Below are 20,515 nucleotides of genomic sequence, written 5' to 3' on the forward strand. Positions count from 1 at the left end.
AAATTGTTCATCAGCGGCCTGTACGTCCTGGGCAAAGACGTCGATCACGCTTGACGCAATGTTCACCAATGCCTGAAGTCTTGGGCAGGCTATGAACATTGTTTTGGTCAAGGCAATCGCACTGGAAGCAGCACCGGGCCTGAGTTCAGCAGACTTTCTCCGCTGCCAACTGCCAAAAGGCTTTCCATTCCTCGTCGACCAGGACAGCCAAGAAATCATCGAGCCCGTGTTCCGCTTCGTGTGGACACGGCACGTCAAGGACGGGAACTTCCGCCCCAACACCGCCATCGCCGAGGTCAACGACCTGAAGGACTGGTACGTCTACCTGACGATGTTCGAGATGGTCTGGGACGGTATCTGTCGGGCCGACATTGAGGACTACCGGGACCTGATGCTCAAGCTGGTCAGCCCGAAGACTCACGAGCACTACGCGCTGAAGACTGTCAGCCGCCGGGTAAGCACGATTCAGGAGTTCTACCGCTACTTCAATGGGCGTCAGGAGACGGACGTTGATGTGGGTGACGTATCCATCGAGGTCAAAGCACGACCACACGACCAGGATGTCTTGACCCATATCCGTAGAGCCAGCTCTATGACGAGCAACGAGGTGCTGCCTAAGCAGCAGAACGCTCCGGACGATGAGGTCCGGGCGATGACCAGCAGGCAGTACCAACTCATAGCGAATGTGCTGGGCCCGACGCCTGGGTTCGATCCGGAAGACCACAGGCCTGTTCGGGACCGACTCTGGGCAGAGCTGTGCATCCACACAGGCCTCCGGCCTGGCGAGCCCGAGAGGCTGACGATCTACGACATATTGGACCTCAGCCCTCAGGACCCAACCAACCCGTTGGGCATCACTTACCTGGGTATCCGTGGCAAGGGCCGTAAGTTCCGCAAGGTAGAACTGCCGAACCAGGTTCTTTCCTGGCTGCATTGGTACATCGAGAACGAGCGCGAAGAGGCCATCGCTGAGGGAATCCGCCGCGGCCATCTGAGCGCAAGGTCAAAGCCGACCGCGTTGTTCCTCAATCACGCGAGCGCTGGTCAGCATGCCGGCAACCCCATGCGGTACCAAACCTTTCATGACGTGTTCGCGAGCGCCGTGAACACCGCGGCAAGCTCGAGTGGGCAGTCTGCGGGCTTACTCCGTACGGTCATCAAGACGGACCCAGACACCACCGAGAAGTACACGGTTCGGGCGCCCAACTTTTCGCCACACTGCCTGCGTCATACCTTCGCAGTCTGGTACTACTTGGGAGAGCGGGCGGCCGGCAATGCTGAGCCCTGGAAGAAGCTGCAGTCGCTACTTGGTCATGCCCATCTGGCCACCACGACCAACACCTACCTGCGGGTCGCAGGCGAGTTCGAGGCCATGGTCTCTGACCGCGTGACGAACCACCTTGCGGGCCTTCTCCGCCAAAGCCGATGACGAACAAGTCCACCTCACGGGCCAGACTGAATCGCTACGCTCAACTCAGGCTGCACCGACCCGTCGAAGATCATGCACCGGCGAACTCGGGGGAACCAGTCACTCAGGGAAAACCGGTCATGCCGACCGTGCCCGCCGACTCGGTAGCGAGGCCCAAGCGTGCGACACGGTACGACCAACTCAACGCGGCAGGTCATCCCAAGGTTACGTCAATACTGGATGCGAGGGCTGCCGTTGAAGTCACTCGGGTCTCGTCGCTGAGGGTTGAACGTACGGCAAATACGCTCCTCATTTTCGGGGACGGTTGGCAGTTCGACGCCTCGCATTGGCTGACGGAGCCTGAGGTAGTGGGAGCCATGCTGTGGGGCATTGAGGCCTGGAGTGTGGGCCAGCAGAGCAACACCATCGACACCCGTGTCGCGGAACTTGATCGAGGCTTCTGGCGCTACTTGGCGCAGGAAAACCCTCAAGGCGCAATGGGCCTCCAGCAGCTCAACACGCGGTGGATTGGCGGCTTCGTGAAGTGGCTGGATCGCAAGGACGAAGCAGGCATCCCCGTGTGGTCGCCGGCCACCAAAACAGGGCACCTCACTGCCTTCCGAGTGGTGCTCAAGAAGCTCATGCGTTCCGAGGAGTGGGCCGGACGGTTGGCGCCCAATCTGCAGATTCCCGGCACCACCTGGAAGGGCCTCGCGCGCAGGAACACCCCTCGCGAGGTCTTGGATGACGCCACGGTTGCCCGGTTGCTAGTTGCGTGCCGAGACGAGGTGCTGGCGACTACAACACTGTTGAACTCGGCCTGGGCCGAGATGGATGCGTCGGAGGATCAAGCCGACACTGATGCTTTGCCAAGCAGCGCTGCGGCTTGGCGGGCGATTTTCGCCCGACGCTATGCAGACACAGTTCCTCATGATGCGTGGTTGCGTCTCCATGACGTCCAACTCCGGTCGGCCCCGAGGCGTCTCGGCATGTCCTTCGTGGACCTACGGCGACCGGTGATGCCTCGTGCGCGGGACCTGGTTCCCTTCGTGCTTCTTTTGGCCTTCCCCACCAGCTTCAATCCGGATTCTCTGCGTGGCTTGCGACAGTCGCAGATCGACTATCCGGATGAGTTTGGCGGACGGCGCATCCGGTTTCGTCCGCCGAAGGGTCGCGCCGGCCGGAAGCAGATTCGAACGTTCGCGATTGGTGACCCGCTTGGTCCAGATGCTCTGGTAGCGATGGTTGAAGCGTGGACCGCCCGTATTCGGCACGTTGCGCCCGCAACGATGCAGGACAGGCTGTTCATTTTCTTCAGCCCTATGTCTGAGACCACCGAGAGCACGGAAGCACCGATTGGTGACTTCATAGGCGGTAGTGGGGCCCAGATGCCACGTTCCTGGTACACGGCGCTGCGGCAGTTTCTGGCGGAGCACGACCTTCCAAAGTTCACCCTCGCTCAGGTGCGGCCGACGTCGCTCGACCTTGTCCATGAACTGACAGGCGGCGACCTCAAAGCAGTCCAGACTGCAGGCAACCAGCGAGCACCGCAGGTGATTTTGGACCACTACACCTCGGATGCTGCACGGGTGCGGAACAACGAGAGGCTGGCCGCCGCGATGCAGACACGGGACCGGTTAGTTGAGACCCAAGGAAAGGCGGCCGATCCAAGGAAGGAGCCGCAGGAGGCGGACCGTGGCTGTGCCACGCCAGGCTTCACGTGCTTGGACCCGTTTTCCTCGCCGATGCCGACGGAGGTGGAAGGCCGGCTATGCAAGGCCTATGGCATGTGTCCGGTCTGCCCACTGGCCTGTGTGAACCTGAAGTCGGCCTATGTTGGAGCCCGACTTCTTCAACTGCGTGCGACCGTCGAAGCTGCTCAGTCCGAACTGGAGCCGCGACGGTGGCAAGAGTGCTGGCGTCCAGTCAGCGAGCGCCTGGACGACTACTGGCTGCGCCTCTTCGACGATGACGTCTTAACCGAAGCGGGGGCGCTCACCCTCTCACCGCTGCCTTCCGTGGAGTAACCGATGCAAGCCCAACCCCACCTGCTAGCGAAGGAGCTTCGCCAAGATACTAAGGTCTCCTCGTGCAGCTATTGGCGAGACCCAAAGTGGCACCTGGATGTCCAGAAGGTTGGTTTCCGCGACGGCGCAGGCACGTTGAACTGGGAAATTGACATGGGCGATGGGTCCACCCTTCTGGACGCCCCGTGGGTGGAGCTTCTGGAGGCCTGCCGCGTTCTGGTGTACTCCCTCGTTCACGACCCGCTAATGATGGGTGCTCATCAGCCGTTCACGGTTGCGAACAGGTTCAATACCCAACTCCGCAAGCTTCTGAGGTGGATGGCTGAGTTCGGCTATGACAACTTCAGCCAGCTCGATTCGGAAGCGAGTTGGGAGTTCTACGAGCATGTCCTAAATGGCCACCGCAAGGCAAAGGCAGAAGTTACTCCACAGTCCCTGCAGAACGACCTCCAGGTCCTAGCCACGATCCATCGGCATTCGCTGGCCCTGCATGACGCAGGCGTCCGCGTGATGCCGGAGGCGCCGTACGACGGTGAAGCTCCTGGGAAGGTCGCAGACAAGGCTGCGACTGCAGCAAATGGATGGATACCTCCACTGCCCGATGAGGTCGCTCTAAAGATCCTCAGCGCGTGCTTCCGCTGGATCGGGCAGCCGATGGATGACGTGCTGGCATTGATCGCCTTGCAGCGGAGTGTTGTCCCATCTTCCCGGTCCGGCGCGACGGGCCGCCCGATGGAGACGGCACTCGCTAGCTTCGTGTTTTCCATTTTGCCTGGAGAAACGGAACCCTGGCACGCCTCGCTGAACGCGTCCTCCGACTACGCGTTTGCTATGGCGTCGCGCGAACTTCGCACTCTGGTCCTTCACGCTGGAGCTGCCTGCTCAGCGTTGGTACAAGGGACGACGGGCATGCGCATCAGCGAACTCGCTGCATTGCGGGGCGGTACCGATGCCGAGACGGGGCTGCCTCGTTGCGTGCGCATTCGCCCTTCCAAGACGGGACTGAACGAACTGTTCATGGTGCAGTCGCAGGTCACCAAGATTCATGATGGAACCCTCATGGAGTGGGTGATCGGCATGCGGCCCGCCGGCAGCGCCTACATCCCCCCGGCAGTGCGCGCAATTCAAAGGTTAGATGCGCTCTTCAGCCCTTGGCGAGATGCAACGACTGCACCCCAACTGATTCTCAACCCAGGCGGCAAGAGCGCGTTGACTAGCGCGACTGGAATCGGCCCCACGCTTTACCAAATCTCGAAGAACATGAAGAGCTTTGTCGCAACCTACTGCGGCCTAGAGACTCTGCCTGACTTCCTGAAGACCCCCACAGGGAGTTTGGACCTTCGTGGCTACAAGACGGGAGAAGGATTCAGATCGCATCAGTGGCGGAAGACCTATGCCCTGTACGTTCTTCGCACGGATTCGCGGATGCTGCCGGCTATATCTCAGCATTTCAAGCATATGGCCATGGCAATGACGGAGCAGGGCTACATCGGAAATGACCCGGAGCTGCTGGACAGCATTGACTCCGTGCGGAGGCAGCGGACGGTGGCTTTCTTGCTACAGCAGGCCTCGGGAACGACGGTCATTGCTGGTGGGATGGCCGACCTGGTGAGGGAACACCGCCAGCGTCTTAGGGATGTCGTTGGAGACGCCGAAGGGGCCGACGCCTACCTACGGATGGAAGAGTGGGTCGTTCAGGGCGACGTGCGCATCTGGTTCGCCGAGCATGGGAAGTGTTTCATGAGCCTGACGCCTGGCAGCGCACGGTGTCACTCGATAGCAAAGACTGACCCCTGGCTGATGCGGCAGCCGAACTACGCGAACCGCAACGCCTCAGTGTGTGGTGGCTGCAAGTGCTTCGCCGTAGATGGTGAGCATGTTGAGTTCTGGAAGGAGAGGTACCAGAGGAATTCGGCAGTGCTTGCAGCAGCGGGCGCGGACCGTAGTGCTGGGTACAAGGTGGCGCAAGAGCGCGTGCGTCAGTCCGAGTCAATCTTGCGGACCCTGGGAGAACCGGTGAACGAAATGGAAGCGGACGAGTGATGACCGAACGTAAGCTGCAGTCGCCGGCGCCGGTGGACGCCATCGAGAAGGACTTCCTTGATGCGCTGGCCCGGCTACAGGCTGGAAGGCCCAAGAACAAGGACGTGGCCGCAAGCGCCAAGAAGGGGACGCTGCGAATCAACTTGGTATCGGTGGCCAAGGAGGCAGGGCACTCGCGGACTTTGATTGGTCACGACAAGTGCAAGTACCCCAATACTCGAGACTTCATCGTCGCGCTTCGGAAGGACCCGGAGAACCCGACGCGCCTGCAGGACGTGGTCGCCAAGAAGCGCGTGGAGTCGGTGAGACTGAGCCGCGAGTTGAAGCTCGCCCAGAGCCTGAACGCCACTTTGCTGTCCCGTGTACTTCTGCTGGAGAAAGAGGTGGAGCGCAAGCAGCGCGAGAACAAGCGACGGCGGGAGAACAAGCCAGTTGCCAACCTGGTGCCCATCAGAGGCAAGGAATAGCGGCTGGCGGTCGAGGCATTCCCGACGTGGCGACGGATGCTCGTACCCGTAAGGCCATCGCTCCTTGAACCGTTGGGTAGAGGAAGCCGGGCGGGCTATTCCGACAGCGATGAAGCGATTCAAGAGGCCTTTAGCGGCTTACCTTAGGCCTACCAGGACGCCGTGGCGGCAGCGCGGCAAGCGCTGCAACCTTCTTGTCAGGGTCATTCAAGTAGCCCAGCGCTTGGCGAGCCAGTTTGTCCGGCGTGGTTTGTAGCGCCAACGAAAGCGCGAAGACCACCCTCATCGTCGGGCTCTTCTTGCCGCCCTCTACATCGGCTAGGTAATTCCGATGAATGCCGGCGGCATGAGCCAACTGCTCCTGGGTCTGCGACGTCTTGGAACGCAGAGTAGCCACGGCGAGGCCGACCGCGAAGTCCCAATCCGGTAAAGAACCCATACCTGCCCGTCGTTCAAACGGGACAGTCTTCCTATTCTGTTAACTTGAATAAATCCTCTATAGTGTGCATTATTGCGACGAGCAGGCTCTAAGCATCTCGTTGCGGCCAGGTCGCCTTCGCCCAACGTCCTGCTTGCGGACAGCTTCACACACTCATCTTGCCTTTCGCTGTGCTTGCCCCTCAGCCGGATTCCCGATACGGAGATTGCCCACATGCTCAGCGTCAGTAACTCCGAACTCATCGCAGAGATTGCCTCAAGTTCTTACCAGTGGCCCCGGACAACCAAGCCGTTTATCAGCGCTATCGTCCGCAGCGGCGGTGACGGCGAATACTCGTCGATTCAGAACATTTGCGCAGCGTCAGCCGTTGAGTTCGCCCTTGGTGTTTCCTTTGAAACCGACACTCTCCTGATCCTCAATTGCTGCGTAGTGATCGACGGGAGCTGGGTGATGCGCAGGGTCAATGAAGTTCTCGTTGGAGAACTTGGCGGCGCTGCCGTGGCTGTCTTTCGTGACGACCAGAACATTGACTTTTGCCCTGATGCCCCAGCAGTACCGGCATCACAGGTGGCCGGTCTCACGCTGATTTGCACTGCAATCGGTCACACGCCAGTGGATCGCCTGCCACCGGTTGAGTCAAATGAACACAAGCTCTTCAGAGGGCTTAGACACGCGAAGACGAAAGGCGGCCATCCAGAAGCCCCAGCCGTAGCTACCCCGAACAGTTGATCCAACTCCAGGGAGTCGCCAAACCGCTCGCATGCTCGCTACACCCCAATAGCCATCCCCACCCGACCGCCGAATGCAACTCGCGCTTTGCCCCTCATGCATGGTCGTCCACCAAATCGTCAGTCCGACCGCTCTTATCGGTCTGGACGACGAGCAGGTTCACGGCATCACACATTGCCGGCTCTGCGAATCGTCCTCAGGCCTGTTCCTCCCCTTGAAGGATGCTCTGACCCAACCGGTTGACGACATCGGCTATCCCGCCGCGGTCGTTCCACTTTTCGGCTGCCAGTATCGAGACTGGTGGTTGGTCGGCCAGGAGCAGTTGGCGTTGCTCGCGAAAGCTGGCCTGCGTGTGCGATTGGTGCACCACCTGGCTGATGAAATGCGCGTTCCGTCAGATATTGTTGCTGAGTGGATCGGACTGCCTCTGGCAGATGTCCTGAAGCCGATGCCAGGCAAGGCGCTCGAACCGAATCAGGGGTTGCGCCTGCTGTGGCTTGCTCGCCTGATAGGCCAAGCTCAAACGATTGTCGACAGCGCGAGAACGGTCACAGACTTTGAAGCGGCGCAGTGGACGGGCGCCTGGTTGCAGGCATCGCATCCAGCGCTTGGGGGCGTCCGTCCAGGGGACTATCTGTGCCGACCTGATGGGCCACAGGCGGTCAGTGATGTGCTGGCGCGCATGGAAAGCGGCGCGTACTCTTGAGCCGGAGCACCTCCAGGAGGATGCAATGAGTACACGTGCCACCGATGGGGCAAAGGCACCACGAGCGAAGAGTGAAGAACCGGCCGGTCGAGGTGCCACCTTGTCCTTTCATAGGAGCCCGGAAAGGCAACGCCGCCAAGCAAGCCCAACATCCCTATAGCATTGCCAGGCAGTCAATCGCGAGCAAGGAGGCCGCCATGAAAGTCACCGCCGCCGATGCCGTATCAAGGGTCTCGATGCGCCCGATGCATCGCATCTTCAGAGATTCCATCAGGCAGACAGGGAACAACCTCGGCGCAATTTGTATTCAGGCGAAGGTGTCGCGCGACCAGCTTGCGGCATTGCTGCGCGGCGCCGACCACTGCACGCTCGGGACTCTGACCCGCGTAGCTGAACGACTTTCGTTGTCGGTATGGATTGACCCACCTCCGCCAGCCGCACTAAACAGACAGGCCAACGCTGTTCCGTCAGTTGTCGACATAGCATTGCGCCGGCTCGGGAAGGAACTTGGCTAAAGCAGGGCAAGTGCACTGCGACAACTCTTCGCCAGCGCACGTTCGGTGCACCTGACTAAGCAGTCAGCTATCCTGCTGGCGACGCGCAGCGATAGCGCAAGCAGGGAGGCACATGAACGAGCTCGCAGCAGTCTTGACGCGGTCCGCCGCGTTCCTTGATGCCCTGATGGAGCAGATGGCGGCAGCCGAACACTTCGGCGGCGAGGACGAGCGGCAAGAAGCGGCTATTGCAGCGGCTGAGGTGGCAATTGAGCACGGGATGGCCCTGAGCGCTCTCTTCGATATTGGCATGGCGAATTCCGCTGTCGCCCTTCTGCGCCTCCAATATGAAGCCCTGCTCAGGTCAGCGTGGCTTCTGTACGCGGCAACGGACATTCAGGTCGAGAAGGCATCGGCGCCTCTGACACGCGAAAGTGCTACGGCCGCCAAGAACCTCCCGAATGCCGAGGAAATGCTCCTAGGCCTGGAGCGCAAGATGACGGCTGATTCTGGTCTCACCGGCTTGGTTGCGCCACTTCGTGAGTTGCGGGATGAGGCCTGGAAGCCGATGAACGCATTCGTACATTGCGGCCTTCACCCGCTTGCGAGAGCTAGAGACGGGTTCCCCGAGGTGCTGGCTGTGAGCGTGGTCAAAATCTCAAATGCGCTGATCCACCTCGCGGCGAGGCTTCTGTCGAGATTTACTGGTGACCGCCAGGTGATGCGGCAGGTCGATGAGGCCTACAAGCAGTTCCAGGACGTGATGCCCATGGTGACCGGGCCGAGTGGCAGAGCCGGACCAGTTGCTCGTTAGCCCTGTACGTAGACATCTATGCGCCAGAAATACTTCATAGCCGTTTGCGACATCTTAGGCTTCAGTGCCCTTGTTCAGTCCACGCCGCTAGACCGTCTCGTTGACGGTCATCTGGGTTGGTTTCGGCGCTCGCTCCACCACTCTCTTCACAAGACGTCGTTCCCCGACACTCCGCCGCCGGCGTCGGCCCTTGAGAGCCATGCTCTTCTTGGGGTAGCGTGGTTCTCTGATACGGTGCTCCTCTATAGCCGCGACGATTCCGACGAAGCTGTGCGGGAACTCATTGCGACCGTTGGTTGGCTCATCTTCGAGGGGCAACTTGGCGGCACCACGCGCATTCGAGCTGGTCTGGCGTACGGTGACGCGCATATCGACCCAGCCGGGTCCATCTATGTCGGCAAGCCCATCGTGGAGGCGCATCAGCTCGAAACTGCCCAGCAGTGGTCTGGTGCGGCGTTGACACCGGAGGCAGTTGAGCGTGTGCCCGAAGAGGCACGAACTGGCAAGTATGCCGACTGGTGGCTTGTGCCATGGGATGTGCCGCTCAAGAACAGCGAGCCCATTGCGACGCTCGCAGTCAACTGGAACCTGGGGTTGCACCACCCTGAATGGAGGCTCAAGTGGTCGAAGGACTTTGACGATCCCCCCGCCGAGGCGTGGGCTTCAGACCGCGGCATCTGCGAGAAGTTCGCCAACACCAAGCGCTTTCATGAGTCTCATTGCCGCACCTGTCGCTCTACGTAGAGCGGGAGAGGGCTCGCCTTCGTGATACTTCCGGGTGAGGCAGCCACGTATCTTCTTAGGGCCGCCGCGGCGCATGCCAGGCTCATGTCCCTACTGCCATGACCATCTGAACATCAGCCACCTCCGGTTTGCCGAAGTCGATGATCCAGCCTGTCATCGGGTACCGCCCATCGGTAACCGTGTCGAAGATGGCATCGCTAGAGCTGCCAGCTTGACCAAAATGAAGGGGACCTTTGCAGGTCCCTCGTTCATTCAATCAGTGGCGCGCGCCGCTAGGTGGAGCCTGGCTCCACTCGTTGGTGGGCAGGCCAGACCTCCGCCGTCGTGGATGGCGATTGCGCATGGACGCCTTGAGGTTCACCGCGGCCACGAAGCTCAGGTGGCCCTCTTCGATTTCAGTGGATTGCGCATCAACGGGCAGAGACAGCACTGGGCTCGTCACTTCTTGCCGGCGAATGATGCGCCCGCACGAGACGACCGCAAGCGCGTACTCGAGGTACGAACTCCGGCCGCTCACATGCGAGATGCCATCGACCAAAACAAGCATTACTTTCTCCAAAAGTACCCGGCTACACCAACGAGGATCGTCAGAAGCAGCATTCCAAGAGGGTGCTGCTCAACCGTCGTCAGCAGCTCTTTGACCTTCTTGGCATCAGGGAGGGGTAGCTTCATTTCTTGCTCCACCACCGCACCGCCGCCGTCAAACCGTTGATTGCGACGCGCGGGGTGAAGCGATTGTGGCAGCGACATCACGTCATGCTGCTGCTGTCGACTGACATAGCCAGCAGGCTGGCCCACGGTGCTTTAACTGCGCGCCCGCGCCCGTGAGCTGAACTTCGCTTGCGGGCTTTCCACCTCAGAACTCGTACTTCTCTTTGCGCTGAATGAAGGCGTCGCGCCCGCCTTCCAGAATGCTGGCCACCTGGTCCCGAATCACAGGAACGTCAATTGAGCCTTGTGCTTCCAGCCCGAGACACCCTTGGTTCTCGGCAGCCGTGAACACGCCAATCCACTCGGCATCGCCGAACACCGGGATGTTCGCGTTGTGTGTGGCGAACAAAAACTGCCGACTGGTCTTTGCCTCCCTCAATTCGGCGACGATCCGATCTGCGATGAAGGCGTTGTCTAGGTTGTCCTCCGGCTGATCCATCAGGAGGGGATCGACGTTCTCAAGCAGCAGCATGTGCAGGATTGCCGTGCACTGCTGGCCCGTGGAGAGCTTGTTAAGTGGCCGGAATACCGGATCGGCTTGGCCGTGAGCGACATTCAAAAAGATGTCCGCCCGATGCTCCAGCTCCAAGGCCTCCAGTTCCATAAGCTGAGACGACTGGAGCTTGGTGAGTGCATCGGCCACCATCTGCGTGACGCCCCAATCCAGTTGCACGTCGGCCGATCCTTGCTGAATCGACTGGGCCAGCGACAACGGGCTGATCGTCTCGGCGTCCTCAATGAACGCAAGCCGCTTTTCGCCCACGCCGTCCAGCTTGCACCCCAGCAGGAACGTCATCAACGGCGTGCGGTCAGCCTCCGGCACGATTTCCACTTTGAGCTTGCCTTCAAGCCGCCTGTTCAGCTTCTTCGCGGCCTTCTGCAACGCTTGTATGCGCTGCCCACGTAAATCGGACAGCTCGGCCAACAAGTTGCGCCGCTCCTGACGCAAGGTGTCGCGCTGGGACTCATGGGTAGTTGCCCGCGACTTCATGGGCTTGATGCGCTCGATTTCCCCCATCAATTTCTGATAGGCAGCACCGACCTCTTGCCCGCTCTTTCCAGCAGTGGCGGGCAACGTCCGCAGCGCCTTCTCCAACTCGATATCGTGCGCCTGAATCGCCTGCTGCCATGCGTCATGCTGGGTGGTGAACTGTCCTGCCTTGTCATCAAGCAAGGCCTGCATCGCGGTCAGATGGCCGGTGAACCCCAGCTTGAGTCCATCCAGCGTCGTGCGCATAGCGAGCAACTGGGCAGCGTCAGGCAAGCCCTCAAGCGCCTTATCGTTGATGAAATCAAGGTCAGGCAAGCTTTCACGCAGGTCTGAAAGTGCGTCGCGAAAGCTCTGCACGCCATCAGTAGCGGTCTTGGCAATCTCTCGCTCGCGTGCGAGCAACGAGGTCTTGGCCAGCTTCTCCTTGATCCCCAGCTCATCAAAACCGCGAAGCTGCTCTTCCAGCTTGGGCAAGCGCTCCACCTGTGCATTCAGGTCGTCAAGATCGGTCAGGGACTTCGTGAGCTTCTGCTGGTTGTCCTTTAAGCGCCTATGCACGTCGACGCTCTTCGCCTCGTACTCCCCGTCTTGAGGAAGAAAGCGATCCAGCAACTGCACGCGGCTGGTTTCATCTTGGGCCAGCTCGTAAATCTCGTTCTGCCCATAGATGTCGATGCCCGGCAGCAAGTCGCGCGGAAGCAGGGTGGAGACATTGCCATCCATGTCGCGCACCATCGGCGGCTCGCCATGACGGCGCGAGATGGTGTACTGCTTGCCATTCTGGGCAGAGGACACCACTGTCAGCTCAACCCGTCCGGCCGAGCGACCAAGGTTTTCTTTGATGATCTCTTGGTGAAGCTTCTGGGCCTGCTTGCCTTTGGGTGGCAAGTCCAAGGCGAAGCGCAGGCATTCGAGCAAGGTTGACTTACCCGTTCCACGGCCGCCAATCACCGTGTTGAGGTGGTCGGAAAAGTCCACCCTGACGCCATCAAGGTAGCCGCCCGCCACGGTCATGCGTATAACCTTGCCAATCGGGCTTTGGGCCTGCTGCGAGTTGAGCCGGATTCGCGATCCCGGATCGAGAAAGGCAACCTTGAACGCGGCAAAGTTCGGCCGCGTCATCTTGATGAAGCAGGTGGCCCCCGGCTGCTCCAAGTCATCAGGCTTGGCAACATCCTTGGCGTTGATCGCCGCCACGGGGCGCTCACGCCGGTAGCTATCGTCCTTGTTCAAGAAAACCTTGCGGTAGAAGTCACCCTCGACACTCGTGAGGTCATCTATCGGCCCCGGAATCTGGGCCGCGCGCAGTTTGGGATGCTTCCATACGTGGTTCAGCCGGTTTTTCAGTAGTCCGCTGTCCTGTGTGCAATGTGCAGCGTAGATGAACCCACCGAGTAGATCGACCTCTACGATCAACTCTTCAGAACTTAGGCGAGAAGGCCGGATGCCATCTGCTGGATCATGCAGCTTGAGGTTTCCAAGGTAGCGATCAAGCTGCTGCACGGTCGTGCCCTCGGGGAAGAGGCAGACGTAGTGCGTCTTGTCGTTCGAGGCGATCTCGAAGCCGGGAAACACCACGATCCCGTGCGGCTCCAGCACCTGGCGCAATGAATCGACGCTTGCCACGCTGCCATGGTCGGCAAGGCCCACAACCTTGATGTCCAGCTCAAGGCACTTCTGAAGCAGAGCTTGGTTGTAGCCGCCTTCGTCCAGCCCGTGGTCAGCGCCCCTGTAAGTGCCGTTGTAGCCGACAGGATTGACCTGTAGTGCGCAGCGCCAGAATCGCGCGAATGTGTATTCATTGCCCATATCTCCTCCCTGATTCATTCGGCAGAGCGAGGTCGCCGGATGCCTAGGCCGATTCACCCGTCGGCGTTCCTCATTGGACAGTCTGGCAGATTCAGCGCTCGGAGGACATCTACTGGCTAAGACCGGCCGTACAAGCCAAGGCTGGCGACTAGCTGCAACCCGCCGGGACCTGACTTCCACGTGGTGACAGGCAGGTCGGCAGTGTTTGCTGCCAATGGCCGCGCGCACGCGTGTTCACCCTTTCCAGCATCAGACAGTCGTTCCGTGCGGCTACAGGGTGATGGCCCGACGGGCCGCTCTACGATGCAATGCAATCGAGGATGGCTCAGTCTGCGCATGGCAGGAATTCCGGCCTCGCGAACGCCGTCGGAAGCGCTTAGAGCGACTGGACAATCCCTCTACAGCCCACGGTCGCCCAACGCTACGCCAGCACCCCACCAGATGCCTCTTCCGTCTCAAGAACGTGACGGCGCAGCTTGTCCGTCAACTCCCGCCGGCGAGCCTCGCCCGCGTGGTGAAGCTCTCTATGGCAGTTCGGGCAAACTGACGCGGCGTTGTCAGGGGTATCGGGGCCGCCGTTGGCTAGGTGCATGATGTGATGGGACTCAAGGTAGGGCAACCGGCTGGGGATTGCTGGAGCAGTGCAGACTCGAACACGGCGGTCCTGTCGAGCAGTTGGTCAATCGACGGATGGGACATGACGCTTCGTTCAATTCGATTAAGAAGGCCCATCGTCGGCCTGCCGTTTAGTCCATTGCTTATGGCGATGCTCTTCGATTCGCTGCTGCAGCCAGCTAGTCAGGCGCTCAGCGTGCTCAATCGCCTCGAAGAGCTTCTCACGACTTATGTGAATCGTTGGGGACAGGAAGCTTGTGTCGTTGGGGTCCAGCTCCTCGTCTTCAGGGCGGACGAAGAATGGCCGGGGATACGCCTGCAACGCCTTCTCGTCGTGGCTCAAGTGATCCATGACCAGGTCCGAGTGCTGCGCCCGGTTCCTCGCCAGTACGACTTGCTTCAGCACGTCCATGTCCGCGGGGCAGGTGGACCAGTCGACGTCGAACGCCTCAGCGAAGCACGCGGCGTAGCCCGTGATGAAACCGGATTCGAAGGCCTTCTTGAAGCATTTCGCGCATGGCCGTTCGGTCCAAGTGAGGCGCTCCCATGTAACGAAAAACTGCTTCAGAGCTTCGGACAGCATTGAGACCGCAGCTCGCCCAACCAACTCGCGCTCAACGTCGGCCTGCAGCCATTCCGCAAGGAACGCCGGTTCTCCGCTTTCGTCGTATGGTGGATCGTCGAACGGCGGAACGCCCCTATCAATGCAGCGCTTCGTTTCGACGAACGGCGCCGATGCCGCGTCGTAGAAATGCCGAATCAGGTCGGTGCGCTGCTTGAAGAAGAAGTAGACGTCCATCGCTACCAGGCGCTGGTGGTCGTCCTATGTTCACGCGGTCCTGCCAGCGCCTTCGGGGCTCGCGGGCTTCTGCTTATCGGTGGTCGGAGGGGGAACTCCAACGAGGTGAAGTTGCTTTGCCCAGTCCGGCAGTGGCAGGGACGCTACGGTCGTTACGGCGACGCCCCAGTCCTTGGCGATGGCATGGATGTCGCCATCGTCCGCAACGATGGAAGCACCGCGGGCCTTGGCAATAGCGACGACCTGTCGATCCACTTTGACTTTTTGCCAAACGACGTCGCGCCCAAGAGGGTGCCTCTTATTGCCAGTGCTGTTGGCTGCGACCTGCATCGCGGCGCATTCCTCGGCAGCCATGTGGTCAAAGGGGGCAACCAGCACGTACCTGCTACCCAGCAACGAGGCCAGGACAGCCTTACCCGCTGCGCCGGCGTGGACTAGGTATTCAGCGATGACTAAGGTGGGAATGACGACCTGGCCACGCGTCTTCTCGACGTCCTGCAGTAGGCCCTTTAATCGGTCTTGAATGTGCTGCGGGGCGCGCCGGTCGAGAAGGTAAATCAGCGCATTGGTGTCTAGCAGCACGCGCATCAGTCGTCACCCCGCGACTTCTTCCACTCGCCGATGGGATCGTCCAAGCTGTTCCACCCGTTGTCGGGCAAGCTCTTCAGCTTCTCGAACAGGTCTGTCACCGGGGTCCCATCCAGCTCGACGAACTCGTCGACCAAGACACCGCAGCAGGACCACTGCCCATCGACGTCGCGTTTCCATGTTGCAAGGCCAGTGACGCGAATTTCGGCACCGAACAAGTAGGGAGCGAGCCGCTTTGCCATCTCCCGACCACGGATGTTCACGTCGACAAAGGAGCCGTCAGGGGTTTCGAGCGTCATCGGAACGGTCTCATCGCGACCACCAATCTTGATGACCCGTCCGACCACGCTGTCCATCTGCTGAACCGTGCGCTCTTCCTGGGGGTGAACAGCGTTCAAAGCGCCAGGAAAGGCAATGACGACCGCGCCGTCATGGTTGCGGACTTCTCCGTGCCACCCCTTGGAACGCAGGTACTCGTCTAGTCGAGCAACCTTCGGCATGGCTTGGGCCTTCGTTCGAGCGTCGATAAGCTGAACCTGAACGTCCAGCTTGGCGCTGTCGTCCACCTTGGCCAGAATACGAGCGCTTCCCGGACGCAGCGCACCGAAGTGCACATTCGAGGGGCTGCCCAGCAGTTCGGCGAAGCGCTTGGCCAATTCACTGAAGTCGAGCAACGACAGCGTTTTCGGCCTCGTACCGAAAACGTGCAGCTCATAGCTCCAGTCAAGTGGCTTCATCTATTCGACCTTGTTCTGCGGCCGCAGCGACACAACGATGCAGGCTATCACGCTTTGAACGGCGCGCCTGTGGCCCTATGCCTTCACCAGCTTCGCGGCATTGGGATCGTAGATGTAGCCGGTGATGCTTCCGTCCTTAATGCGAGCAACGGCCTCGTCAATGACAAATAGCGGAACAAGAAACCACTCCTCGGGCTGCACGGGGCGTCCGAAACGGTCATTGATGGTGATGCTCAATCGCGCTGGTGCAAAGAGTCTGTGGAAGAGTCCCTCCATCCGGGTCCGATTGATCCCCGCAAGCCTGTAGGTCGCAACGATTTCGACTTTTGCGAGCAGGTAGGTCGCCTCATTCTCAGCGTTGGCAATGCGCGTCTCGACTCTGCCGCCGGTAACGCCCACCTTGTGGATGATGTCGCGGTGCTGCGCGACATACGGGTGATCGGACAGCGAGCGCAGCACGTATATCGTGCCGCTTTCAATGTCATCAGCCTCAAATTCATCACCGAAGGAGAGTTGCCCACTGTCGGGTGAGGCCAGCCGTCGCGCAGCCTTGTCGTCGTAGAACGCACGCTGAAGCGAGCGCAGCAACAGATTGCTCTCGGTTCCGTTGGAGAAGATGAGGCGAAGGCGACGGTCCACTTCCCCGGCAGTGGTTTTCAGCGGCTCGCCAACCTCCGCGACATATAGCGTGATGCCGTCGAGGATGAAGAAATCACCGGCCTCGATTGCACGGCGTCCTGCCTCAATTGGCTGGGACTGTCGCAAGCCAGTCTTAACTTCCGCCGCTACGCGCTCGAAAAGGGGCTGAAACGCCTCGAAGTCCTCGCAGGGCTTGCGGTCCGCGATCTCCTCAGCTGCGCGCTTTGCGGCACTGGTGCGGACATGGCGCAGAACCGTTATGTCGTCCACATCGGCCACGCCTGCCAGCTCGGCAGCCAGGTCGTCGATGTCGACCATTTCCTCAGTCGGGGCGGCTGCGGCCGGCTCCGCAGCAAGCAAGCCCTGATGGTCGAGCGGCTCAAGCAAGGCTCGGCAGTCCGGAAGTGCGCGCAAGCGGTCCAGACGCACTGCATAAAGGCGCTCAAATATGTCGCGGTCCTCACCATGTTGCGGCGCACGTCCGTGCTGCTCAGCAAACCGTTGAATTTCCTCGAAACCCGCAATGATTCGTTCCTCGCTGGCCGGGCGCCCACCCTTCTTGTCTGCCGGAGCAAACTCGGCAAGCTCCGCGGCAAGTGCGTCAAGATCGGAGTCACTCATAGCGCCCCTCAGCCTTGAAGCGCATGAAGGCGGCGGCACCTTCTGCCATGCGCCGCTCCCAGGCATCTTGAGAATCTAACGCTGGAATGCGCCCACGCTCCCTCTTGAACTGAACAGCGCGAACGGCCATTTCCTTGGCTTCGTCCGGCGTCAGGACCGTACGCTTGGCCGAGATGGCTGCCGCGACCTGCTTCAAGCTGTCCTCGCTCATCGCCTTGGCGAGGATGGCATAGGCCTCGCCAAATGGGTTGATGCGGTCGATGAGGTCGATGTCCAGTTCACGCACATCCATTGCAAATCGGCGTACACCGTCGATCAGGGCGGTGTTGACCCCGCCGCCGTTCTCGCCTTCGGTGACAACCCGCTTCGCTTGCTGAGTGAGGTTGAGGGCAGCAATGGCATGCTGACGCACTGCTTCCTGGTCTTCGGCATCAAGGTCTGGATACCTATCCTTGATGATTTTCCCCATGCGAACCTGTGTCAGTTCCTCGGGCACCAGTTCCTCATCGAATAGACCGCGCTCGATAGTGCGCTTGTCCTGCACGAATGCCGCAATGACCTCGTTCAAGTCTTCCTGGCAGACACGGGCAGCCTCTTTGCTTTTGGGCTCGGCAAGTCCCTTGATTTCAATTTGGTACGCCCCTGTCTGCTCATTGACACCAACGTTGCAACGATTCGGGTCGTAACCACCCTCGCCGTAGTCGAAGCCCGGCGTAGGGCCGTTGTCGGGGTTCTTTGGCTTGAACTCGAAGCGAGGGGCAAGAACTTGTTCCATCAGCAGGCTCGCCGCGATGGCCTTCAACGTGTCGTTGACGGCTTCTGCGACTGCTTCCTCGGCCGCGTCCGGTTCGGCAATGAGATTGGTGAACCTCGCACGGGTCTTCCCTGGCGCATCGCGCGTTGCACGCCCGATGATCTGGACGATTTCAGTCAGGCTGGCACGGTAGCCAACGGTTAGCGCGTGCTCGCACCAAATCCAGTCGAAACCTTCCTTCGCCATGCCCAGCGCGATGATGATGTCCACATGATCCCGGTTGTTCTTTTGCGCAGGGTCCTTGAGCGCTGCGGACACGCGGTCGCGCTTGCTGGCATCGTCGTCGACAAGGTCTGCGATGCGTAGCACGCGTCCGTCCGGGCGTTTGACCAGCTGAAAGCCTGTTGCGGCGTCGATGCCCTGCCACTCGCCCAGCGCCTCAATGATGTGCTCCACCTCACGCATCTTGTCCTTCGTGCTTTCGCGCGAATTGACGTTGGGGATGTGGATGATGGTCTTCTCGCCTGGGTCTAGGACATTGAGGATGTCATCGACATATGGGCCGCTGTAAAAAAAGTAGCCGATGTCGAGTTGCTTGAGGTACTCGTAGCCGTTGAGTTGCTCGTAGTAGGTGTATGTGACGGTATCGAACTTCGACTCATCCTGCGGGGCCAGCACTGCCTCGGCATCGCCCCGGAAGTAAGAACCGGTCATGGCAACCATATGCGTCTTGCCGCGTGCCATGAACTTCCCAAGATGTACGCCCAGCTTGTTTTCCGGGTTGGCCGAGACATGGTGGAATTCGTCGACGGCAATCAGCCGATCATCGAACGCTTCCACGCCATAGGCATCGACCGCAAAACGAAAAGTCGCGTGCGTGCAAACCAGCACCTTGTCATCGCCCTCGAGGAACGCGCCCAGCGACTTGACCTTGCCACCATCGTCGTTGCCTGGCGCATTGCACAGGTTCCACTTGGGTTCGACTCGCCAGTCGGACCAAAAGCCATAACGCGACAGCGGTTCATCATTGAAGCTTGAGCCGATTGATTTCTCCGGTACCACGATGATGACCTGCTTGATGCCTTGGTTTTGGAGCTTGTCGAGCGCCACGAACATCAGCGCGCGGCTCTTGCCAGAAGCGGGTGGCGATTTGATGAGGAGGTACTGCTCCCCGCGCTTCTCATAGGCGCGCTCTTGCATAGGCCTCATACCCAAGACATTGGCCTTGGCAGATACGCCGTTGCGCGCATACCTAACCGTCACAGATGGGACTTGTCGAACTTTTTCGTAGCTCATGAAAGAGTGCCTTGCTTCGGTGCCTTATCGCGGCGTTTTTTTATCAAGTGACATGGCCGTAACGCCTGCCGCTATTCATGACGCGAACTTCCTCCAACCGGTCACCAAATGCGGTTTCGAAATCATCCGCTTCCAGAGCCCGCATGACAAAACGGCCGTCGGCTCGCTGGAACGTCAGAATCTTCCCGTCATAGATGTCGAAGCCATGGGTCTCAGGGATTGGCAGAGAAATCTTCTCCATCATGTTGTTCCCCAGACGAAGGTTGTTCTCAACTGGATCGCCAGTTGGTGTTTCGAAGACCACTGGTCCAATAACGGAGTTAGGCGGCAGGTCAGCCGGTGGGTTGAACCCGAAATATCTAGACATTCCTCGAGGGAAGTCGATCTGGTTGCCCCGGACGATGTGGGCCACGGTTCTTCGTGACATATCCTGCTTCAACCCAGAAGAGAGATGTCGCACCATGATCTACCTCACCGTTGGGCGGGTTCTCCACAACTCCTCGATAGAAGGATGCGCTCCATCGCTCCTCATAGACATCTAGGATGTCGGCAACAGGTGTGGCCTGTTCCCATAAGAGCTCGGCAGCATCAACCGTTGGACGAAGGACTGGATCGAACTCGTCAGCTCCTTGCGTGAGCACGGAGGAGCCGGCTTCGACACTCCTGCTAAGTCCATTTGCTGAAAAGTTACCTGAGCCGATTACTGCGGCTGACAGATCGCTTCCTTGTTTCAGCAATATGGCCATCTTGGCGTGAAAGTCGCGCCGAGGGACAAATCCGCTTTGCTCTACTACGTAAAGCCCATCATGAATCCTGATCTCCACGTTCGGCCGTGAGCGCAACAGCTTTAAGGCCTGCGGCTGCGTTCGCCCGTAGTCAATGCCAAAGAGCCACCTAGAGGACGTAGTTGCCCAGAAGTTCTCGCCAAACGTTAGGTCAAACAAGGCAGCCCCTGATTGAGTCCCATAGGCGTACAGACCAAAGAAATCAGTGGCAGCAACTTCGCCATATAGGCGTCGTACTTCCGATATCGTGGTCGGCGCGTCCGCATCGCGGTGCAGGAAAGTCGAAAGATTCAAGCTAC

At 59.7% G+C, this 20,515-nt stretch carries 20 protein-coding genes and 1 pseudogene; 9 read left to right on the forward strand and 12 right to left on the reverse strand.

The window, feature by feature from the left end; translation table 11 throughout:
- The first annotated feature begins 91 nt into the window (after positions 1-91).
- The 4 genes from ABT392_RS20420 to ABT392_RS20435 all read left to right on the forward strand — a co-directional run bounded on the left by ABT392_RS20420 (position 92) and on the right by ABT392_RS20435 (position 5,945).
- Positions 92-1,429, forward strand: coding sequence for a tyrosine-type recombinase/integrase (locus ABT392_RS20420; RefSeq protein ID WP_395384737.1), 1,338 nt, complete (start codon positions 92-94; stop codon positions 1,427-1,429).
- Positions 1,430-1,548: 119 nt separating this feature from the next.
- Positions 1,549-3,435 (forward strand): hypothetical protein, encoded by a 1,887-nt coding sequence (locus ABT392_RS20425; protein WP_395384736.1) that lies wholly within the window; start codon positions 1,549-1,551, stop codon positions 3,433-3,435.
- 3 nt (positions 3,436-3,438) lie between these two features.
- Positions 3,439-5,478, forward strand: a complete 2,040-nt coding sequence (locus ABT392_RS20430) for a hypothetical protein (protein WP_395384735.1) — start codon at positions 3,439-3,441, stop codon at positions 5,476-5,478.
- Positions 5,478-5,945, forward strand: a complete 468-nt coding sequence (locus ABT392_RS20435) for a hypothetical protein (RefSeq protein WP_395384734.1) — start codon at positions 5,478-5,480, stop codon at positions 5,943-5,945. Before ABT392_RS20430 ends, ABT392_RS20435 begins: the two co-directional genes overlap by 1 nt.
- A 130-nt stretch (positions 5,946-6,075) precedes the next feature.
- Here ABT392_RS20435 and ABT392_RS20440 read toward each other — a convergent pair whose 3' ends face one another.
- Positions 6,076-6,384, reverse strand: a complete 309-nt coding sequence (locus ABT392_RS20440) for a helix-turn-helix domain-containing protein (RefSeq protein WP_395384732.1) — start codon at positions 6,382-6,384, stop codon at positions 6,076-6,078.
- A 213-nt stretch (positions 6,385-6,597) separates the two neighbouring features.
- Here ABT392_RS20440 and ABT392_RS20445 point away from each other — a divergent pair, with 213 nt between their 5' ends.
- From ABT392_RS20445 to ABT392_RS20465, 5 genes are all read left to right on the forward strand, one after another.
- The gene (locus ABT392_RS20445) at positions 6,598-7,113 is read left to right on the forward strand and encodes a hypothetical protein (protein ID WP_395384731.1); all 516 of its coding nucleotides are present in this window, start codon (positions 6,598-6,600) and stop codon (positions 7,111-7,113) included.
- Between the two features lie 73 nt (positions 7,114-7,186).
- Positions 7,187-7,819: an antitoxin Xre/MbcA/ParS toxin-binding domain-containing protein gene (locus ABT392_RS20450; RefSeq protein ID WP_395384730.1), complete on the forward strand. Its 633-nt coding sequence runs from the start codon at positions 7,187-7,189 to the stop codon at positions 7,817-7,819.
- Positions 7,820-8,016: 197 nt separating this feature from the next.
- Complete coding sequence (locus ABT392_RS20455; protein WP_395384729.1) at positions 8,017-8,334, forward strand: hypothetical protein; 318 nt, start codon at positions 8,017-8,019, stop codon at positions 8,332-8,334.
- A 112-nt stretch (positions 8,335-8,446) separates the two neighbouring features.
- A complete protein-coding gene (locus ABT392_RS20460) occupies positions 8,447-9,127 on the forward strand; it encodes a DUF6988 family protein (protein WP_395384728.1) in 681 nt (226 codons plus the stop codon).
- An 18-nt stretch (positions 9,128-9,145) separates the two neighbouring features.
- Complete coding sequence (locus ABT392_RS20465) at positions 9,146-9,871, forward strand: hypothetical protein (protein ID WP_395384727.1); 726 nt, start codon at positions 9,146-9,148, stop codon at positions 9,869-9,871.
- 256 nt (positions 9,872-10,127) lie between these two features.
- Here ABT392_RS20465 and ABT392_RS20470 read toward each other — a convergent pair whose 3' ends face one another.
- The 11 genes and pseudogenes from ABT392_RS20470 to ABT392_RS20520 all read right to left on the reverse strand — a co-directional run bounded on the left by ABT392_RS20470 (position 10,128) and on the right by ABT392_RS20520 (position 20,510).
- The gene (locus tag ABT392_RS20470) at positions 10,128-10,418 is read right to left on the reverse strand and encodes a hypothetical protein (RefSeq protein ID WP_395384726.1); all 291 of its coding nucleotides are present in this window, start codon (positions 10,416-10,418) and stop codon (positions 10,128-10,130) included.
- Positions 10,418-10,621, reverse strand: a complete 204-nt coding sequence (locus ABT392_RS20475; RefSeq protein WP_464970858.1) for a hypothetical protein — start codon at positions 10,619-10,621, stop codon at positions 10,418-10,420. The genes ABT392_RS20470 and ABT392_RS20475 overlap by 1 nt, the downstream gene beginning before the upstream one ends.
- Positions 10,622-10,727: 106 nt before the next feature.
- Complete coding sequence (locus ABT392_RS20480; protein ID WP_395384724.1) at positions 10,728-13,382, reverse strand: TrlF family AAA-like ATPase; 2,655 nt, start codon at positions 13,380-13,382, stop codon at positions 10,728-10,730.
- 421 nt (positions 13,383-13,803) lie between these two features.
- Positions 13,804-14,019 (reverse strand): annotated as a pseudogene (locus tag ABT392_RS20485) (HNH endonuclease); the annotation flags it as partial.
- An 81-nt stretch (positions 14,020-14,100) separates the two neighbouring features.
- Positions 14,101-14,796: a hypothetical protein gene (locus ABT392_RS20490; RefSeq protein ID WP_395384723.1), complete on the reverse strand. Its 696-nt coding sequence runs from the start codon at positions 14,794-14,796 to the stop codon at positions 14,101-14,103.
- 30 nt (positions 14,797-14,826) lie between these two features.
- Positions 14,827-15,384, reverse strand: a complete 558-nt coding sequence (locus tag ABT392_RS20495) for a type II toxin-antitoxin system VapC family toxin (RefSeq protein WP_395384722.1) — start codon at positions 15,382-15,384, stop codon at positions 14,827-14,829.
- Complete coding sequence (locus ABT392_RS20500; protein WP_395384721.1) at positions 15,384-16,121, reverse strand: hypothetical protein; 738 nt, start codon at positions 16,119-16,121, stop codon at positions 15,384-15,386. Before ABT392_RS20500 ends, ABT392_RS20495 begins: the two co-directional genes overlap by 1 nt.
- Positions 16,122-16,196: 75 nt before the next feature.
- Positions 16,197-17,381 carry a GIY-YIG nuclease family protein gene (locus ABT392_RS20505; RefSeq protein WP_395384720.1) on the reverse strand — a complete coding sequence of 395 codons (1,185 nt, stop codon included), beginning with the start codon at positions 17,379-17,381 and terminating at the stop codon, positions 16,197-16,199.
- Complete coding sequence (locus ABT392_RS20510; protein WP_395384719.1) at positions 17,374-19,431, reverse strand: DEAD/DEAH box helicase; 2,058 nt, start codon at positions 19,429-19,431, stop codon at positions 17,374-17,376. Before ABT392_RS20510 ends, ABT392_RS20505 begins: the two co-directional genes overlap by 8 nt.
- 43 nt (positions 19,432-19,474) lie before the next feature.
- Positions 19,475-19,675, reverse strand: a complete 201-nt coding sequence (locus tag ABT392_RS20515) for a hypothetical protein (RefSeq protein ID WP_395384718.1) — start codon at positions 19,673-19,675, stop codon at positions 19,475-19,477.
- A 115-nt stretch (positions 19,676-19,790) separates the two neighbouring features.
- Positions 19,791-20,510, reverse strand: coding sequence for a hypothetical protein (locus tag ABT392_RS20520; RefSeq protein ID WP_395384717.1), 720 nt, complete (start codon positions 20,508-20,510; stop codon positions 19,791-19,793).
- Positions 20,511-20,515 lie beyond the last annotated feature (5 nt).

Source organism: Paucibacter sp. JuS9, from assembly GCF_044043925.2.
In the GTDB taxonomy this organism is placed as follows: Bacteria; Pseudomonadota; Gammaproteobacteria; order Burkholderiales; family Burkholderiaceae_C; genus JAUASW01.

Bases quoted from the DNA above. Each gene is read 5' to 3' on its own strand.
- ABT392_RS20420 (WP_395384737.1), top strand. From the start codon at position 92: ATGAACATTGTTTTGGTCAAGGCAATCGCACTGGAAGCAGCACCGGGC.
- ABT392_RS20425 (WP_395384736.1), top strand. From the start codon at position 1,549: ATGCCGACCGTGCCCGCCGACTCGGTAGCGAGGCCCAAGCGTGCGACA.
- ABT392_RS20430 (WP_395384735.1), top strand. From the start codon at position 3,439: ATGCAAGCCCAACCCCACCTGCTAGCGAAGGAGCTTCGCCAAGATACT.
- ABT392_RS20435 (WP_395384734.1), top strand. From the start codon at position 5,478: ATGACCGAACGTAAGCTGCAGTCGCCGGCGCCGGTGGACGCCATCGAG.
- ABT392_RS20440 (WP_395384732.1), bottom strand. From the start codon at position 6,384: ATGGGTTCTTTACCGGATTGGGACTTCGCGGTCGGCCTCGCCGTGGCT.
- ABT392_RS20445 (WP_395384731.1), top strand. From the start codon at position 6,598: ATGCTCAGCGTCAGTAACTCCGAACTCATCGCAGAGATTGCCTCAAGT.
- ABT392_RS20450 (WP_395384730.1), top strand. From the start codon at position 7,187: ATGCAACTCGCGCTTTGCCCCTCATGCATGGTCGTCCACCAAATCGTC.
- ABT392_RS20455 (WP_395384729.1), top strand. From the start codon at position 8,017: ATGAAAGTCACCGCCGCCGATGCCGTATCAAGGGTCTCGATGCGCCCG.
- ABT392_RS20460 (WP_395384728.1), top strand. From the start codon at position 8,447: ATGAACGAGCTCGCAGCAGTCTTGACGCGGTCCGCCGCGTTCCTTGAT.
- ABT392_RS20465 (WP_395384727.1), top strand. From the start codon at position 9,146: ATGCGCCAGAAATACTTCATAGCCGTTTGCGACATCTTAGGCTTCAGT.
- ABT392_RS20470 (WP_395384726.1), bottom strand. From the start codon at position 10,418: ATGCTTGTTTTGGTCGATGGCATCTCGCATGTGAGCGGCCGGAGTTCG.
- ABT392_RS20475 (WP_464970858.1), bottom strand. From the start codon at position 10,621: ATGTCGCTGCCACAATCGCTTCACCCCGCGCGTCGCAATCAACGGTTT.
- ABT392_RS20480 (WP_395384724.1), bottom strand. From the start codon at position 13,382: ATGGGCAATGAATACACATTCGCGCGATTCTGGCGCTGCGCACTACAG.
- ABT392_RS20490 (WP_395384723.1), bottom strand. From the start codon at position 14,796: ATGGACGTCTACTTCTTCTTCAAGCAGCGCACCGACCTGATTCGGCAT.
- ABT392_RS20495 (WP_395384722.1), bottom strand. From the start codon at position 15,384: ATGCGCGTGCTGCTAGACACCAATGCGCTGATTTACCTTCTCGACCGG.
- ABT392_RS20500 (WP_395384721.1), bottom strand. From the start codon at position 16,121: ATGAAGCCACTTGACTGGAGCTATGAGCTGCACGTTTTCGGTACGAGG.
- ABT392_RS20505 (WP_395384720.1), bottom strand. From the start codon at position 17,381: ATGAGTGACTCCGATCTTGACGCACTTGCCGCGGAGCTTGCCGAGTTT.
- ABT392_RS20510 (WP_395384719.1), bottom strand. From the start codon at position 19,431: ATGAGCTACGAAAAAGTTCGACAAGTCCCATCTGTGACGGTTAGGTAT.
- ABT392_RS20515 (WP_395384718.1), bottom strand. From the start codon at position 19,675: ATGATGGAGAAGATTTCTCTGCCAATCCCTGAGACCCATGGCTTCGAC.